Origin of the sequence: Methylobacterium isbiliense (assembly GCF_022179325.1) — a bacterium.
GTDB lineage: Bacteria > Pseudomonadota > Alphaproteobacteria > Rhizobiales > Beijerinckiaceae > Methylobacterium > Methylobacterium isbiliense.
The window spans coordinates 35,242-52,139 of sequence record NZ_BPQQ01000081.1 but is presented as its reverse complement, the minus strand read 5'-3'; the positions used below and the strand labels follow the sequence as shown (position 1 = coordinate 52,139).

At 72.1% G+C, this 16,898-nt stretch carries 15 protein-coding genes; 7 read left to right on the top strand and 8 right to left on the bottom strand.

The annotated features are described in order from the left end of the window. The first annotated feature begins 99 nt into the window (after window positions 1-99). The 3 genes from MFF61_RS27770 to MFF61_RS27760 all read left to right on the top strand — a co-directional run bounded on the left by MFF61_RS27770 (window position 100) and on the right by MFF61_RS27760 (window position 4,371). Window positions 100-900: a fumarylacetoacetate hydrolase family protein gene (locus MFF61_RS27770; RefSeq protein WP_238240930.1), complete on the top strand. Its 801-nt coding sequence runs from the start codon at window positions 100-102 to the stop codon at window positions 898-900. A gap of 171 nt (window positions 901-1,071) precedes the next feature. Next, a complete protein-coding gene (locus MFF61_RS27765; RefSeq protein ID WP_238240929.1) occupies window positions 1,072-2,013 on the top strand; it encodes a DMT family transporter in 942 nt (313 codons plus the stop codon). 51 nt (window positions 2,014-2,064) lie between these two features. Next, window positions 2,065-4,371, top strand: coding sequence for a Tex family protein (locus MFF61_RS27760; protein ID WP_238240928.1), 2,307 nt, complete (start codon window positions 2,065-2,067; stop codon window positions 4,369-4,371). 201 nt (window positions 4,372-4,572) lie between these two features. Here the strand turns inward: MFF61_RS27760 and MFF61_RS27755 are convergent, their stop codons facing one another. Next, window positions 4,573-5,895 carry a cytochrome P450 gene (locus tag MFF61_RS27755; RefSeq protein WP_238240927.1) on the bottom strand — a complete coding sequence of 441 codons (1,323 nt, stop codon included), beginning with the start codon at window positions 5,893-5,895 and terminating at the stop codon, window positions 4,573-4,575. 184 nt (window positions 5,896-6,079) lie between these two features. Here MFF61_RS27755 and fumC point away from each other — a divergent pair, with 184 nt between their 5' ends. From fumC to MFF61_RS27740, 3 genes are read left to right on the top strand one after another with little or no spacing between them, the layout of a single operon-like run. Beyond that, window positions 6,080-7,489 (top strand): class II fumarate hydratase, encoded by a 1,410-nt coding sequence (gene fumC / locus MFF61_RS27750; RefSeq protein ID WP_238240926.1) that lies wholly within the window; start codon window positions 6,080-6,082, stop codon window positions 7,487-7,489. Between the two features lie 4 nt (window positions 7,490-7,493). Beyond that, the gene (locus MFF61_RS27745; RefSeq protein WP_238240925.1) at window positions 7,494-7,685 is read left to right on the top strand and encodes a DUF4169 family protein; all 192 of its coding nucleotides are present in this window, start codon (window positions 7,494-7,496) and stop codon (window positions 7,683-7,685) included. Beyond that, window positions 7,682-7,909 (top strand): ribbon-helix-helix domain-containing protein, encoded by a 228-nt coding sequence (locus MFF61_RS27740; protein WP_238240924.1) that lies wholly within the window; start codon window positions 7,682-7,684, stop codon window positions 7,907-7,909. The genes MFF61_RS27745 and MFF61_RS27740 overlap by 4 nt, the downstream gene beginning before the upstream one ends. A 219-nt stretch (window positions 7,910-8,128) precedes the next feature. On the opposite strand, the gene solA is transcribed toward MFF61_RS27740, so the two are convergent. The 6 genes from solA to MFF61_RS27710 form a co-directional block, all read right to left on the bottom strand. Then, entirely contained in the window at window positions 8,129-9,310 is a 1,182-nt protein-coding gene (solA, locus tag MFF61_RS27735; protein WP_238240923.1) for an N-methyl-L-tryptophan oxidase, read from the bottom strand. Between the two features lie 72 nt (window positions 9,311-9,382). Next, window positions 9,383-10,504 carry a M20 family metallopeptidase gene (locus MFF61_RS27730; protein WP_238240922.1) on the bottom strand — a complete coding sequence of 374 codons (1,122 nt, stop codon included), beginning with the start codon at window positions 10,502-10,504 and terminating at the stop codon, window positions 9,383-9,385. Window positions 10,505-10,577: 73 nt separating this feature from the next. Next, window positions 10,578-10,991 carry a DUF3325 domain-containing protein gene (locus tag MFF61_RS27725; RefSeq protein ID WP_238240921.1) on the bottom strand — a complete coding sequence of 138 codons (414 nt, stop codon included), beginning with the start codon at window positions 10,989-10,991 and terminating at the stop codon, window positions 10,578-10,580. Beyond that, complete coding sequence (locus MFF61_RS27720; protein WP_238240920.1) at window positions 10,988-12,607, bottom strand: PepSY-associated TM helix domain-containing protein; 1,620 nt, start codon at window positions 12,605-12,607, stop codon at window positions 10,988-10,990. The genes MFF61_RS27725 and MFF61_RS27720 overlap by 4 nt, the downstream gene beginning before the upstream one ends. Continuing rightward, window positions 12,604-12,924 carry an iron transporter gene (locus tag MFF61_RS27715; RefSeq protein WP_238240919.1) on the bottom strand — a complete coding sequence of 107 codons (321 nt, stop codon included), beginning with the start codon at window positions 12,922-12,924 and terminating at the stop codon, window positions 12,604-12,606. The genes MFF61_RS27720 and MFF61_RS27715 overlap by 4 nt, the downstream gene beginning before the upstream one ends. Before the next feature lie 9 nt (window positions 12,925-12,933). After that, window positions 12,934-15,261, bottom strand: a complete 2,328-nt coding sequence (locus MFF61_RS27710; RefSeq protein WP_238240918.1) for a TonB-dependent siderophore receptor — start codon at window positions 15,259-15,261, stop codon at window positions 12,934-12,936. A gap of 681 nt (window positions 15,262-15,942) precedes the next feature. On the opposite strand from MFF61_RS27710, the gene MFF61_RS27705 reads away from it, so the two are divergent. Further along, a complete protein-coding gene (locus tag MFF61_RS27705; protein WP_238240917.1) occupies window positions 15,943-16,335 on the top strand; it encodes a VOC family protein in 393 nt (130 codons plus the stop codon). Window positions 16,336-16,353: 18 nt separating this feature from the next. On the opposite strand, the gene MFF61_RS27700 is transcribed toward MFF61_RS27705, so the two are convergent. Beyond that, a complete protein-coding gene (locus tag MFF61_RS27700; protein ID WP_238240916.1) occupies window positions 16,354-16,755 on the bottom strand; it encodes a hypothetical protein in 402 nt (133 codons plus the stop codon). Between the last annotated feature and the right edge of the window lie 143 nt (window positions 16,756-16,898).

Genomic DNA, 16,898 nt, shown 5'->3' with positions numbered 1-16,898 from the left:
GGCCTGAGACACCCGGACCGGATGAACAGGACTTCGGACTGGCCGTCTCCCGAACGCTCGCCGTATATCCCGCAGGATCGACGGCTCGGAGTCCAGTTCATGCGCACCCTTGATCGGCGGACCGCACTCGCGGCCGCGGCCGGAAGCCTGACCGCGGCGGCGATGCCGGCCGCCGCCCAGACGACGGCTCTGCCCAAGACGCTGTTTCCGGTGGCCCAGTCGGTCGTGCCGGTGGTCGGCAGCGACCAGGTCTTTCCGGTGCGCCGGATCTACTGCATCGGCCGCAACTACGCGGCCCATGCGCGCGAGATGGGGTCCGACCCCACCCGCGAACCGCCCTTCTTCTTCCAGAAGCCGGCCGACGCCGTGCAGGTGGTGCCGGTCGGCACGGTGGGCGACCACCCCTATCCGACGCTCACCAAGAACTACCATTACGAACTCGAACTCGTGGCGGTGCTGAAGACGGGGGGCCGCCGGATCGCCAAGGAGCGGGCGCTCGACCACGTCTACGGCTACGCGGTGGGCCTCGACATGACCCGGCGCGACCTCCAGCGCGGCATGGGCGACCAGAAGAAGCCCTGGGAGATCGGCAAGAGCTTCGACCATTCCGCCCCGATCGGCCCGATCCATCCGGTCGAGGCGGTCGGCCACCTCGCCAAGGGGCGCATCCAACTCCAAGTGAACGGGCAGGTGAAGCAGGATTCCGACCTGTCGAACATGATCTGGTCGGTGGCCGAGCAGATCGCGAACCTGTCCGAGGCGTTCGAGCTGAAGCCGGGCGACATCATCTATTCGGGAACGCCGGAGAATGTCGGGCCGGTGGTGCCGGGCGACGTGCTGCTCGGACGGATCGAGGGACTGCCGGACCTGTCGATCCGGATCCTCGAGCAGGCGGGCTGACGCCGCGCCGCGGCGGCGTGCCCTCTCGCCGCCGCATCCGGGCAGATTTGCGTGAAATCTGCCTTAACCAGGGCTGAGCGCACCGCATGGCCGCGGCGCAGGATCGTCACGGCTCCGCTCGGGCCAGCAGTGCTAAGTTGAGCGGGTCCCTCTCGTCTTCGGCGATCTTCCGTGGCCTCGCTCGCCCCTTCGCTTCCCGCCGCCCTGCCGGCGCGTTCCGCCCTCGCTCTCGGGGCGGACCAGCCGCTGCGCGGCATCGGCCTCGTCGTGCTCTCGACGGTCTTCCTCTCGACCTCGGACGCGACCGCCAAGTACCTCGCGGGCTCCCTGCCGGCGATCGAGATCGCGTGGCTGCGCTACAGCGGCTTCCTGGCCGTGATGTTGGTGGCCGCCGCCCTCGGCGCGGCGACGCGGCGCGGGCGCACGCCCTTCCGCAGCGCGCGGCCCGGGCTTCAGCTGCTGCGGGGGGTGGCGCTCGTCGGCTCGGCGCTGCTGTTCCTGGCGGGCCTGCGCACCCTGCCGGTGGCGGAGGCGACCGCGATCAGCTTCGTCTCGCCGATCTTCGTCACCGCCCTGTCGATCCCCTTCCTCGGCGAGAGCGTGGGCCGGCGGCGCTGGATCGCCGCGCTCGTCGGTCTCGTCGGCGTGCTGATCATCCTGCGCCCCGGCACGAGCGCGTTCCAGGCCACGGCCCTGCTGCCGGTCGCCTCGGCGCTGTTCTGGGCGCTGGCGCTCGTGGCGACGCGCAAGATCAACGGCTACGACGCGCCGCAGGTCACCATGACGTGGTCGGCGCTCGTCGGCTTCGTGCTGCTCTCCTGCCTCGTGCCGAGCGTCTGGACGGCGCCGAGCCTGAAGGAGGTGGCGATCGGCGCGGCGATCGGCCTGATCTCGACCACCGGGCACTGGATCGTCACCATCGCGTACCGGCACGCCCCGGCCTCGACGCTGGTGCCGTTCTCCTACAGCCAGATCGTCTGGGCGGCCCTGATCGGCGCGGCGGCGTTCGGCACGGTGCCGGACCTCTATGTCGGGATCGGCGTCCTTGTGATCGCCGCGAGCGGCCTCTACACCGCCCACCGCGAGCGGGTCAGGGGCGTCCGGCGGGGCTGAGGCACCGGGGCTGCAGTCCCGATCCGGCTCGCACGGGGCCAGGATCGAGGCATGCAGAGCATCAACCAGCGCATCGCGGCCGAACTCGGCGCGCAGGAGTGGCAGGTCAAGGCGGCGGTGGACCTCCTGGACGGCGGCTCGACCGTCCCGTTCATCGCCCGCTACCGCAAGGAGGCGACCGGCACGCTCGACGATGCGCAGCTGCGCACCCTGGAGGAGCGCCTGCGCTACCTGCGCGAGCTGGAGGAGCGCCGCCGGGCGATCCTCGACAGCGTGGAGGCGCAGGGCAAGCTCGACGATGCCTTGCGCGGGCAGCTCCTCGCCGCCGACACCAAGGCGCGGCTCGAAGACCTCTACCTGCCCTACAAGCCCAGGCGCCGCACCAAGGCGCAGATCGCCCGCGAGGCCGGCCTCGGGCCGCTGGCCGAGGCGCTGCTGTCCGATCCCTCCCGCACGCCCCTGGAGGCGGCCGCGGCCTACGTGGATGCCGACAAGGGCGTCGCGACCCCGGAGGCGGCGCTGGAGGGCGCCCGCGCGATCCTGGTCGAGCGCTTCGCGGAGGATGCGGAGCTGGTGGGCACCCTGCGCGAATCCTTCTGGAGCCGGGGCCGCCTCGTCTCGTCGGTCCGCGCCGGCAAGGCCGAGGCGGGCGCCAAGTTTTCCGACTATTTCGACTTCTCCGAGCCGCTGACGCGCCTGCCCTCGCACCGTGTGCTGGCGCTGTTCCGGGGCGAGAAGGAGGAGGTGCTGGACCTGCGCCTCGACGAGAACCCGGCGAATGCGGAACCCGGCGCGCCGAACCTCTACGAGGGGCGCATCGCGCTGCGCTTCGGCCTGCGCGACGCCGGCCGGCCGGGCGACCGCTGGCTCGCCGAGACGGTGCGCTGGGCATGGCGCACGAAGCTGCGGCTGTCGGTGGAACTCGACCTGCGGGCGCGCCTGTGGGAGGCGGCCGAGACGGAGGCCGTGCGGGTCTTCGCCGGCAACCTGCGCGACCTGCTGCTGGCGGCGCCCGCGGGCGCCCGCCCGACGCTCGGGCTCGACCCCGGCTACCGCACGGGCGTGAAGGTCGCGGTGGTGGACGCCACCGGCAAGGTGGTGGCCACCGACACGATCTACCCGCACGAGCCGCGCCGCGACTGGGACCGCGCGCTCGCCACCCTGGCGCGCCTGTGCCGGGCGCACGCGGTGGAGCTGGTGTCGATCGGCAACGGCACCGCCTCGCGGGAGACCGACCGGCTGGCGGCGGAACTCGCGGCCAAGCACCCCGAGCTGAAGCTCACCAAGGTGATGGTCTCGGAGGCCGGCGCCTCCGTCTACTCGGCCTCGGCCTATGCCAGCCAGGAACTGCCCGATCTCGACGTGTCGCTGCGCGGGGCGGTCTCGATCGCCAGGCGGCTGCAGGACCCGCTCGCCGAACTCGTGAAGATCGAGCCGCGCTCGATCGGCGTCGGCCAGTACCAGCACGACCTCGCGGAGGGGAAGCTGTCGCGCTCCCTCGACGCGGTGGTGGAGGATTGCGTCAACGGCGTCGGGGTCGACGTCAACACGGCCTCCGCGCCGCTCCTGGCGCGCGTCTCGGGCCTCTCGGAGCGGGTGGCGCAGAACGTGGTCGGCCACCGCGACGCGAACGGGCCGTTCCGCAGCCGCGGCGGGCTCAAGAAGGTGGCGGGGCTCGGGCCGAAGGCGTTCGAGCTCTCGGCGGGCTTCCTGCGCATCACCGGGGGCGAGGACCCGCTCGACGCCTCGGGCGTCCATCCCGAGGCCTATCCGGTGGTGCGCCGCATCCTGCAGGCGACGAAGAGCGACATCACGGGCGTGATCGGCAACGCCAAGCTGCTGCGCAGCCTCGACCCCAGGACCTTTACGGACGCGACCTTCGGGCTGCCCACCGTCACCGACATCATCGCCGAACTGGAGAAGCCCGGCCGCGATCCGCGCCCGACCTTCCGCACGGCGACCTTCCAGGAGGGCGTCGAGACGATCGGCGACCTCAAGCCCGGCATGGTGCTGGAGGGCGTGGTGACGAACGTCGCCGCCTTCGGGGCCTTCGTGGATGTCGGCGTGCACCAGGACGGGCTCGTCCACATCTCGGCGCTGGCCAACAGCTTCGTGAAGGACCCGCGGACGGTCGTGAAGCCGGGCGACGTGGTGCGCGTCAAGGTGATGGACGTGGACGTGCCGCGCAAGCGCATCTCGCTCTCAATGCGGCTCGACGATCAGGCCGGCCCGCGCGAGCGCGACGGCGGCCGGCGCGAGCCCGCGCCGCGGATGCCGAAGCCGGAGCCGCGGCCGGCGGCGGACGGCGCGCTCGCCGACGCGCTGCGCCGGGCGGGGCTCGACCGGACGCGGCGGTAGGGGCCGGCGCGGGATCCTCTCTCCCGCGCGCTCGCATCTACAACACACCTCGCGAGAGAAGGCGCGGGGTTCTCCTCTCCCCGCGAGCGGGGAGAGGCGATGCGCACGTGCCGAAGTGTGCAGCCACTGGACCACTCGGCAGAGGCGATCCCGACGCGCCTCAATCGTCATAGCCGCGCAGCCCGCAACCGGCCCCCCGCTTCACCCCCGCGCCGTCACGCGCATGCGCAGCCCATCGCGCGGGCGCAGCGTCACCCGGTGCAGGGGCACCACCGGGCCGGCCTCCGGCGAGCGGTCGAGGCGGACGCGATGGAGCAGGTGGGCCAGAACCAGCGTCGCCTCCATCAGCGAGAAGCTCAGGCCGATGCACACCCGCGGCCCCGCCCCGAACGGCAGGTAGGCGAAGCGGTCGATGCGGGCGCGGTTCTCGGGCAGGAACCGTTCGGGCAGGAAGGCGTCCGGGTCCTGCCACAGCCGGCGGTGTCGGTGGAGCACGTAGGGCGCGACCGTGACGAGGGAGCCGCGCGGGATCTTGATGCGCCCGAGCCGGTCCTCGGCCAGCGCCTGCCGGCTCAAGAACGGCACCGGCGGAAACAGCCGGATCGCCTCCTCCAGCGCCGCCCGGGTGAACGGAAAGGCCTCGGCGGGCGGCATCGCGCCGCTTTGCGCGAAGGCCCCGTCGATCTCGGCCTCGGCCCGCCCGCGGGCCTCCTCGTCCTGCGACAGGCAGTAGAGCGTCCAGGTGAGCGCGTTGGCGGTGGTCTCGTGGCCCGCGCCGATGAAGGTGACGATGTTCGCCTTCACTTCGAGATCCGAGAGGCCCTGGCCGGTCTCCGGGTCCTGCGCCCGCAGGAGCAGGGTCATCAGGTCGTGCGGCGCCTCGCCGGCGGCCAGCAGCGCGCGGCGGCGCTCGATCAGCTCGTCCACCACCTCGGCGAAGAAGCGCAGGGCCGGCCGCGCCCGGATGCGGCCGATCCGCGGCACCCAGTCGGGCATTCCGAACACGTCGAGGGGATCGATGGGGCCGATCGCCTCGAAGTAGCGGGTGATGGCGCGCCCGAGCGCGTCGGGATCGCGCGGCAGGCCGTGGGTGAAGATCGTCCGCTCCAGCACGTCCAGGGTGACGCGGGTCATCTCCAGCGCCACGTCCACGCTCTGGCCGTCGCGCCGCGCCACTCGGCGGGCAAGGCGCTCGGCCGCCTCGCCCATCGGGGCCTGGAAGCCCGCCACGTGGCGGGGCGAAAAAATCGGGGCGAGCGTGCGCCGCTGCAGGCGCCATTCCTCACCCTCCGCGGTGAGGAGCCCGTTGCCCAGGCCCGGGGCGAGCACCCGGCGCTGCAGGTCGTCCTTGCGGTAGTTGGCGGCGTTGTCGACGAGGATGTGCCGGATGGCGGCGGGATCGCTCACCACCGTCACGCGGCCGAGCGCCCCGTCGCCGGCCACGATCGGGTGCTCGAAATGCTCGCGGAACCACGTGGTCAGCGGGTTGGCCCGGGCCGCGCGCAGGAAGGCGAACAGGTCCATCGGCTCGGTGCGCGGGCGCGGCACCGCCGGGCGGAACGGGGACCGGCTGCCGCCGGGGAGGATCGCGGCGTCTGACAGAATGGGGCTCCTGTGATGCGCGACGCACGCTGGCGCCGATCCGGCATCGCACAATGCCGCTCTTTGCCTTAAGTAGGCGCGGTTCCGACCCGCCAAAGAGGCCATGATGTCGCCCACCGAGACGCCCACCCGCACGGAATCCGACACGTTCGGCCCGATCGAGGTCCCGGCGGACCGCTACTGGGGCGCGCAGACGCAGCGCTCGATCCAGAACTTCCGCATCGGCACCGAGCGCATGCCCGCGCCGCTGGTGCACGCGCTCGGCCTCGTGAAGCAGGCGGCCGCCCTGGTGAACCGCGACCTCGGCGTGCTGGAGCCGCGCGTCGCGGACGCCGTCGCGGCCGCGGCCGCGGAGGTGGTCGAGGGCCGGCACGACGGCGAGTTTCCGCTGGTGGTCTGGCAGACCGGCTCGGGCACGCAGTCGAACATGAACGCCAACGAGGTGATTGCGAGCCTCGCCAACGAGCGCCTCGGCGGCAAGCGGGGCGGCAAGTCGCCGGTGCACCCCAACGACCACGTCAACCGCGGCCAATCCTCGAACGACGTCTTCCCGACCGCGATGCACATCGCGGTGGCGCGCGAGATCAACGGCCGGCTGATGCCGGCGCTCCACCACCTGCACGGGGCGCTGGACGCCAAGGCCAGGGAGTTCGAGGGCATCGTCAAGATCGGCCGCACGCATCTCCAGGACGCGACGCCGGTCACGCTCGGCCAGGAATTCTCCGGCTATGCGACGCAGATCGCGCTCGGCGGCGCGCGGATCGGCGCGACCCTGCCGGGCGTCCTGGCGCTGGCGCAGGGCGGGACCGCGGTGGGCACCGGCCTCAACGCCCATCCCGAATTCGCCGAGCGCTTCGCCGCCAAGGTGGCGGAGCTGACCGGCCTGCCCTTCACCTCGGCCGACAACAAGTTCGAGGCGCTGGCGACCCACGACGCCCTCGTGTTCGCGCAAGGGGCGCTCACCAGCCTCGCGAGCGGCCTGTTCAAGATCGCCAACGACATCCGGCTGATGGGCTCGGGGCCTCGCTCGGGTCTCGGCGAGATCTCGCTGCCCGAGAACGAGCCCGGCTCCTCGATCATGCCCGGCAAGGTCAACCCGACCCAGGCCGAGGCGATGACGATGGTCTGCGCCCAGGTGATCGGCAACGGCACCACCGTGTCGGTCGCCGGCAGCCAGGGCCATTTCGAACTCAACGTGTTCAAGCCGGTGATCGCCAACGCGGTGCTGCAATCGGTGCGGCTGATCGCCGACGCGGCGGTGAGCTTCGCGGACAATTGCGTGGTCGGCATCACGCCGAACCACGACCGCATCGCCGACCTGATGAGCCGCTCGCTGATGCTGGTCACCGCGCTCGCCCCGACGATCGGCTACGACAAGGCCGCCGAGATCGCCAAGACCGCCCACAAGAACGGCACCACCCTCAAGGAAGAGGCGCTGCGGCTCGGCTACGTCACGGCCGAGCAGTTCGACGCGGTGGTGCGTCCCGAGACGATGCTTGCCCCCAGCGCGGAGTAGCCGCATGGCCGACATCATCAATCTGCGTCAGGCCCGCAAGGCGAAGGCCCGGGTCCTGAAGGCCGCCGAGGCGGCCGAGAACAGGGTCGCCTTCGGGGCGCCGAAGAAGGCCAAGACCCTGGCGGAAGCCCGCCGGGCCATCGAGGTGTCCCGCCACGAGGGCCACCGCCTCGAAGGCCCCGACCGCTCCGAATGACCCGTGCGGCCGGCGGCGTCCTGAAGCGGTCGCTGATGATCGCCGGCCATCGCACGAGCGTGTCCCTGGAGACGCCGTTCTGGGACGCCCTGCGGGAGATCGCGGCCGGCCGCGGCCTCTCGGTGCAGGCGCTGGTCGGCCAGATCGATGCCGGGCGGGGCGAGCAGAACCTGTCCTCGGCGGTGCGGGTGTTCGTGCTGCGCGCCGTGCAGGAGCGGGATTGAGGGCCGTTCATCGCGGACGGACACCCCTGTCGTGTCCGGATGCTTGCGCCGGCCGGGTTTCCCTTACCAGCGGTCGTTTCCAATGACTGCTGGTTCGGTTCTGGATTCTTCGTCGAATCTCGGATTCGGCATCGACCAATCGGGATGCCTCAACGGCCCCGTCGATCCCGGGCTTGCCCGGGATCGAGAGCGATGCGTCAGCATCCTGGGCCTTTGGCATCACACGGCGAAGCGCGCGAGGCGGAAGGGCGCGAGATCGATCGCGGAGCGGCCGGTGGCGATCCGCTCGGCGACCGCCGCGCCGACTCCGGCGGAATGCTTGAAGCCGTGGCCGGAGCAGGCCGAGACGACGAGGATGCGCTCCGAGTCCGGGTGCTCGTCGATGATGAAGTGGTGATCGGGCGTGATCGTGTAGAGGCAGGCCGCGGCCTCCACGGCCCGCGCCGTCACGCCGGCGAGGCGCCCCTGCACGTGGGCGCGGTGGAACTCCTGCGCTTCCTCGGGCGCCACCGCCCGCATGGCCGTGTCGGCCTGCGTCGCGGTGCGGTACTGCTCGGTCGCGAGCTTGAGGCGGCGCTCGCCCGGCATCGGCGGGAAGCCGTAGAGATAGTCGGCGGCGTGCGGCCCGTGCATCCAGATGAAGGCCGGCGCAGTCGGGCCGTAGGCGGAGGCGTCGTCGAGGGCGAACCAGTGCAGCACCTGGCGGCGAACCGTGAGCAGCCGGTCGAACGGTGCCCCGAGGAGCGGCGCGGTCCAGGCCCCGGCCGCCACCACCGCACGCTCGGCCCGGATCGTCTCCGTCTCGGTCTCGATCCGCACGGCCCCCGCCTCGGGCACGATCGCCCGGACCGCCTCGCCTGAGCGGATCGCCGCTCCGAGCGCGACGGCCCGGCGCAGCTGCGCGGCGATGCAGGCCTCCGGCCGGACGTAGCCGCCGCCCGGCTCGAAATAGGCCCGCTCCGCACCGGTGAGCCCAAGGAACTGGGGAAAGCGCCGGGCGATCGCGGCGCCGTCCAGCACCTCGTGCGGGACGGCGCAGGCCCGGGCGCTGGCGATCGACCGGTCGACGAAGTCGGGCTGCCCGTGATGGATGGCGTCGCTGTCGCCCGACCGCATCACCAGGAGGCCGCAGGCGCTGAGCAGGGTCTCCCCGGTCGCCTCCTCCAGCGCGCGCCAGATCCGGTGCGCCGCCACCGCGAACGGTCCGTAGGCGGCGCCCTCGCCGACGCCCTGGCGGGTGATGCGGCTCTCGCCGTGGCTCGATCCCAGCGCGTGGGGCGGCGCGAAGCGGTCGATGCCGACGGCGCGGAGGCCTTGCCGGGCGAGCTGGTAGAGCGCCGCGCTGCCCATCGCGCCGAGGCCGATCACGGCGACGTCGGCCGGGGTCGAGGTCGAAGGCATCAGGGTCCCCGGCAGGTCAGGAGAAGGGTGTGCGTCGACCGGCACGCGGCCGGAGCGATGCCGCGCGGCGGCTCAGCGGCACCAGTCCCGGATCAGTGCGGCGTAGATCCGGTGGGCGGTCGCGATGGCATCGGTCGCGCACCACTCGTCGGTCTGATGCGCTTGGCCCGGCTCGCCCGGGCCGAGGATCACGGTCGGGCAGCCGCCGAGCGCCCCCTGCAGCACCGACCCGTCGGTGAAGTACGGCATCCCGATCACCTGGCCCGCGCCGGGCACGACCTCCCGCACGATGCGGGCCACGGCGGTCGCGAACGGATCAGAGGGGTCGGTGCCGACGGCCGGCAGGTCGGCGAGCGGCGGATCGAGCGCGACCTCCGGCCCCATCGCCTCCTGCAGCCGCGCGAGCGTGGCGGCGTGGTCCTGGCCCGGCAGCGTGCGCAGGTCGAGGGTGAGGGTGCAGCTGTCCGGGATGACGTTCACGGCCTCGCCGCCGTGCAGGCTCGTCACGGCGAGCGTCGGCGTGCCGAGCAGCGGATGGGCGGGCCGCTCGATCGCGAAGCCGCGCAGGGCTTCCACGGCCCGCGTCGCCTTGAGCACCGCGTTGTCGCCGAGGTCGGGCATCGATCCGTGCGCCGTCGCCCCGCGGGTGCGCCCCCGCAGGTGCAGCGCGCCCTTGTGGGCGAGGGCGAGGCGGTTGGCGGTCGGCTCGGCCACCACGAGCCCGCTCGCCTCGCCCATGAGGCCCTGCCGGGCGAGGTCGGCCGCGCCGCGGCAACCGGTCTCCTCGCCGGCCGTCAGGACCAGGGTGATGCCGCGGGCCGGCGCCGGGGCGGCGCGCGCCCGATCGGTCACCGCCGCCACGAAGGCGGCGACCCCGGCCTTCATGTCGGAGGCGCCGCGCCCGTAGAGCCGTCCGTCGCGGATCTCGCCGCGGGGATCGACGGACCAGGGCGCGCTGCCGAGCGGCACCGTGTCGAGATGGCCGGTGAACACCAGGGGCGCCAGCGCCGCGTCGGTGCCCGCGAGCCGGGCGATCAGGCTCACGCGGCCGGGGGCGAAGGCGTGCTCGGCGACCGCGAGGCCCGCCTCGCGCAGGAGGGCCGCGAGATGCGCCGCGCAGGCCTCCTCCGTGCCGGGCGGGCTGATCGTGTCGAAGCGCACCAGATCGCGCGCCAGGGCCACGGAATCGTCCATCGGCATCACTCCTCGCAGGGTCGTTGCGCGCAAGGGTGGGCCGCCCGGGCCTCCACGGCAACCTGCCGGGACGTCAGCGCCCGCCGTGCCGGGGCGCCGGCACCTCCTCGCCGGCCTCGGGGCTCTCGGTCCGCCAGGACGGATCGAGGAGCAGGGCCGCCGGTGCGGCGACGAGCCCCAGGACCGAGGCGAGGACCAGCCAGCGGATGGCGCCCGGATCGTAGGACAGGGCGACGATCAGCATGAGGCCGGCGCCGATCAGGGATCCGAGCCATTGCACCGGCCCGAAGTTCCAGCCGTCGAGGGCGGCGGCGGCCAGGAGCGAGAGGGCGATGAGCGTCCAGCCGGCCAGCCGCAGCAGCACGACGCGCCGCAGCGCCAGGACGGCCGCGGAGACGGCGCCGTGATGCCGGGGCAGGCTGACGCAGAGCGCGGTGAGCCCCAGGAAACTGAGGCCGAGATTCAGGGCGAGGACGAGGGGCGTCATGCGCGCTCGAACCGCCGCCCGGCCTCCTCGCGCCCGGCCGGGACGGGCTGGAGCGCCGTGCGGGCCTGGGCCGCCGGCATCGGCCGGCCCTCGGCCGGGCTTCGCCGCCCGCGCGCGGGGGCGACGTAGCGGGTGACCTTGCGCGCGACGAGCGCGCAGGCCGCCGCCAGGGCCAGCATCGCCGCGTCGAAGGCCAGGAACCACGCGGGATCGTCCCAGAGCGCGCGGGTCGTCAGCCCGTCCGCGACCGCGACCGCGAGGAAGAGGATCGCCGCGAACGCCATCGCCCCGCTCCAGGCCCGGCGCGGCGCCGGGACCAGGGCAACCAGCGTCACGGCGAGCCAGGTGCCGAAGAAGGCCCACACCTCCCACTCCGCCCGCCCGGCGAGGCCGGCGGGCAGGAGGCGGTTGGCGAGCAGCATCATGGCCACCGCCGCCGGCAGGCCCGCGACGGTGCCGACGTTGAGGGCGTGGACGAGGCGCCAGCCGAGCCCGGGCGCCCGACCCTCCTTGGGCAGGCGCGCCACCGTCCAGAGCACGAGCCCGGTCGCCACCATCGCGCTGCCCATCAGCCCGCAGAGGAAGAACAGGAGCCGCAAGCCGGGCCCGGCGAAATGGGCTTCGTGCAGGCCCACCATCGTGGTGAAGGTCTTGGCGGCCGGCTGGAGCCCGCCCCGGCGCACTTCGAGGACCGCGCCGCTCGTGCCGTCGAAGGCGATCTGGGGATGCTCGTGCGAGAGGCCGTGCGGCTCCTCGAACACCGCCACCACGGTGGCGTGCGCGTCGCGCGGGTGGCTGATCGTCAGCCTTTCGAGCGGCTCGGGGATGGTCGCCAGGGCCTCGCGCACCATCGGCCCGACCGGGACCAGCGCGCCGGGGCGCCCGGCCGCCGGGCGCGGCTGCGTGATCTGGCCTGATTCGGCGAAGAAGGCCTGCTGGTCGCCCTTGTAGGCGACCGTGACGCCCCAGGGCATGTATATCAGCGCGAGCGTGACGACGCCCGTGTAGGTGATCATCAGGTGGAACGGCAGCGCCAGCACGCCGGTGACGTTGTGCGCGTCGAGCCAGCCGCGCTGCGCCGCCTTGTCCCGGCGCAGGGTGAAGAAATCGGCGAAGATGCGCCGATGGGTGACGACGCCGCTCACCAGGGCCACCAGCATGATCATCGCGCAGATGCCGACGATCCAGCGGCCCCAGAGCGGGGGCAGGTGCAGCTCGAAATGGAAGCGGTAGAAGAAGTCGCCGCCCCTCGTCTCGCGCAGGGCGGCGGGCTCGCCCGTGCGGGCGTCGAGCACGGCCCGGCCCGGCGGGGTGCCGGGCTTCGTGCGCCAGAACAGGTCGATCAGCGGCCGGTCCGGCTGCGGCAGCGCGATGAACCACGTCCGCGCCCCGGCGGCGTGCTGCTGCAGGTGGGCGACGCCGAGTTCGGCCGCGCGGGCGAGCGCGTCCGGCCCGATCGTCGCCTCGCGCCGCAACTCGGGCTGCATCCAGCGCGAGATCTCGGCCCGGTAGTAGCTGGCCGTGCCGGTGACGAACACGGCGAACAGCACCCAGCCGACGATGAGGCCCGACCACGTGTGGAGCCAAGCCATGCTCTGGCGGAAGCCGTGTCTCATGTCGGAACCACCGGAGTGAGCGGGCCGGCGACGAGCCAGAGGGCGCCGCCGAGAAGGAGGGTTGCGATGGCGATCGCGGCGAGCGCCCGCCCGAGGCTGCGCGCGGCGAACACGACCACCACCACCGCGATCATGATCGCGAAGCTCGCCAGCGTCGCGGCCGTGACCGCCTCCGACCGCGGCAGCGGCAGCACCAGCGACAGGAGCGCCGTGGCGAGCGCCGCGATCGCGTAGCCGCCGCCCGCGGCGAGCACGATCCGCCCCAGGACGGCGGCACGCCCGAGACGATCCGCCAGGGCGGAGGGCCGTAGCGTCATGGCCACGTCCTACCAGCGGTAGCGCAGCGTCGCGTAGACGGTGCGCGGCAGCCCGTAGAAGCAGCTCGCGTAGTCGAAGCAGCCGGTCACGTAGCGCTCGTCGAGCAGGTTCTGGGCGTTGAGCTGGAGGTCGAAGCCGGTGAGTCGCGGGTCGAGATGCTTGAGGTCGTAGCGCACCAGGGCGTCGACGAGAAGGCTCTCCGGCACCTTGAAGGTGTTGGCCGGGTCGCCCCAGGACGAGCCAAGATAGCGCACGCCGCCGCCGATGTTGAGGCCGAGGAGCGGACCCGACTGGAAGGTGTAGTCGAGAAAGAGCGAGGCGGTGGTGTCGGGGACCTGGACAGGACGGCGGCCGAGCAGCGGCACCTCCTGGTTGGTGAGCGCGCTGACGGTGGTGCCGGCACCCCCGGTGTTGCGGATGTCCAGGAGCGAGAAGCCGCCGATCAGGTTCAGTCCCTCGGCGAGGCTGGCGCGCGCCTCGAATTCGACGCCCTGCACCCCGACTTCGCCCGTCTGCAGGCTGAAGCCGCGGTTGGCCGGATCCGGCGTCAGCCGGTTGGCCTGCTTGATGTCGAAGGCCGCCGCGGTGAGCAGGATGTCGGTGCCGGGCGGCTGGACCTTGATGCCGGCCTCGTATTGCCGGCTGGTGATCGGGTCGGGGATGCGTCCCGTCGTCCCGAAGGCCGGGTCGAAGATGCGGCCGTTGACGATCGGCTCGAACGCCTCGCTGTAGGAGACGTAGGGCGCAATGCCGTTGTCGAAGAGGTAGAGCAGGCTCGCCCGGTAGGTCATGGCGTCCGCCGGCACGTTCTGGAACGCCACGGCGCCGTTTGCCAGCGTGGTCGTCGGCCCCTTCTGGCGCGCCACGTCGTAGCGCCCGCCGAGGGTGAGGACGAGGCGGTCGAACTTGATCTGGTCCTGGAGGTAGACGCCGGTCTGCTCGGCGGTGATGCGGGCCTCCGTGGTGAAGGGCGGCACCGGGATCATCATGTCGTAGTTGGGAAACAGCACGTTGAGGGCCGGGGCCGACGGAAACGGCCCCGACAGGGTGCGCGTGCGGATCGTGCGATGGTCGACGCCGAGAAGGGCCGTGTGGGCGAAGAAGCCGGTGTCGAACTTGGCCTCGAAATAGTTGTCGATGGTGGAGGCGTCGATCGCCACGTCGGTGGCGATGCGCGAGCGGTTGAGCAGGGGCCCGCTGGCGAAGGGTCCGTTGCTGGCCTCGAAGGCGCTGTAGACGCTGCGGTACTGCCCGTCTGTGCTCAGGTAGCGCCCGGCCGAGTGGAACCGCAGGCTGTCGCTGAAGCGGTGGTCGAACAGGTAGGTGACGGAGGCCTGCGTGCGGTCCGACTGCTCGAAGTTGCGGTCGCCGTCGTAGAAGTCGACCGGCAGGAAGCCGGTGCGGCCGCTGCCGAAGTTGCGCGGAAACAGCGTGCCCACCGCCGGGAAGCCGCCGTAGAATCCTGAGAACGGGTCGCGCTGGTACAGCCCGAGCACCGTGAGCGAGGTGTCGGCCGAGGGCCGCCAGGTGATGCTCGGGGCGATGAAGGCGCGCTCGACCTTGGTGGTCACCGCCGGCCCGTCGCCGTTCCAGCCGAGCCCGATCACCCGGTAGGCGAACTGCTCGGTTCCGGGCACGTCGGTCGGCACGGGACCGCCGATGTCGAAGCCGCTGCGCACCTCGCTGAACCCGCCCCCCTGCACGAAGACCTCGCCGTGCTGGAGAAAGCGCGGGACCTTGGAGACGAGATTGACGATGCCGCCGGGGCCGGCCTGTCCGTACAGGACGGAGGCCGGGCCCTTGATGATGTCGATGCGCTCCAGCCGGAACGGGTCGATGGAGGGACCAGCGTCGCGGCTGCCGGGCAGGGCCATGCCGTCGAGATAGAGCGGGGCCGTGAAGCCGCGGATCGAGAATTGTTCGAGGCGCGTCGAGCCGGCCCCGCCCCGCTGCTCGGTGGTGACGCTCGGCGTGTAGCGCAGGGCCTGGTTGATCGTGAGGGCGTTCTGGTCCTCGATCTGCTCGCGGCCGATAACCGAGATCGACTGGGCCGTCTCGAGGATCGGCGTGTCCGTCTTCGTGCCCACCACGCTGCGGGAGGCGACGTAACCCGGCACCGGACCGCGCGGCCCCCCGGGCGCCGTCCCGGCCGCGTTCCGCCGCGGGCCGACACCCTCGACATCGATGGTGTCGAGGGCGACCTCCCCGGCTTCCTGCGCCGCCGCCGCCAGGATGCTGCCGCAGCCGAGCAGCAGGCCCGCCGCGGCCGCCCGCCCGACCCGCTTGCGATCAGGGCCGCGGCGGTGCGGCGGACAGGACGGAGCGGCATTCGGCATGATCAGACTCGCATGGCACAAGGCGGTTCACCGTGGGTCGACCAGAGCTGCCGCGCTTAATGACCTTGCTTGTCCGCAATACTGATAGTGATGCAAGCGATATGTTTGCTTCTTGTAATAATTATAGTTTGTAAGTACGAATTTCCACTCAACACACTGATCGAACGTGATCCTATATTTGAGAAAATCCGAAGCTGTCGGTGCAATCCGGCTCGCCGCCGGGGCATCCGGAGGGGGCCTGCCATGATGCGGCGCAGCACGAGGCCGAACCGGGCAAGCAGGGCTCAATCGTCGGGCGCGGGACGCCCGCCCGAATGCCTGCCCGGCGTACGGGCCGTGATGAAGGCGCGGCGGATCCCTGCGTCAGGTCCGGTCGGGACGCGTTGATCCGGCGGTGCGACGGAGCGGGGCACAAGGGCAGATCGCCGGGACAGATCGGGTTCCTCGCCCTCTCTTCGGCCGCTGCTGCGCCTCCTTCCGTCCGGCACACCGGCCGCATGCCGGCATTCGGGCGATGACCTGCGCGGCTGCGGTTGCGGCACGCCGTTGCTGCGCGGGCGAAACCGCGGGCCGCTACGACGCGGGGGCGCACCTCCGCACTGCTCCACAGGATTCCCGGTCGCTTTTTCGGTGCAGGTGCCTACCGTGGCAGGCTCACGCCGCCCGACCGGGATGCTCCGCATGACTTATCGCTGTGACCACCTCCATCTGCGCAGCCGCGATGCCGTGGCGGCCGCGCGCTTCTATGTCGAGGTGCTCGGCGCCCGCGAGACCGGCCGGGACGGCGCCCCCACGGTCAGCCGCATCATGCTCGATCTCGGGGGTCTCGCCCTGTTCATCGAGCAGGCGCCCGAGGCGACCGGCCCCGCGGCCATGCCGCCCAACCTCGGCATCGAGCATATCGGCCTGCGGGTGAACGACATCGAGGCCACGGTCGCCGACCTGCAGGCCCGCGGCATCCGCCTCGTCTCCGGGATCACCGACGTGCGGCCCGGACTGCGCATCGCCTTCTTCGACGGGCCGGACAACGTCCGCATCGAGGTGCTGCAGCGGGGAGAGCCGGTCCGGGCGTGAGGAGCGGCCGCCTCCTCGTCAGGGCTTCAGGGCGATGGCCGGCTTGAACGAGGGCGGAGCATCGCTCCGACCCAAACCGCCCGACCGGAATGCAACCGCCCGCTTCAGGGCAGCCAGAACGACGACCATGGACCATAAGGCCAGCGAGGCGTCGATCTCGGTGGCCGCGTACCGGACCACGCCGCCGAGGCCGTCGCGCACCGACAGATACGTGAAGCACGACCGCGTCCTGGTGATGGCCGCGTGGAGATCGCAGGCCGAACCGACCCAGACGCCACGGTCATGCAGGAGCATGAGCTGCGAACCCAGCACGGCCACCGCGTAGATCAGGACGATAATCAGAATATTGAAAATCATCGCATCGGCGAAGCCGATCGACTTTGCCGTGAATGTGTCGTTGCGCGTGCGCGTTGGCATCATCGTCCGATCTGCTTCCAGCCTGCATCGCCGCAACCGCGATGATCGCCACGCGGCGTGAGCGTCGCCGCGTGCCAAGCCGTGCAAAGATCGGACCAGGACGCGACACTTCGGCGGTCGCATGGAGCGCGGCGGACCGGACCCCG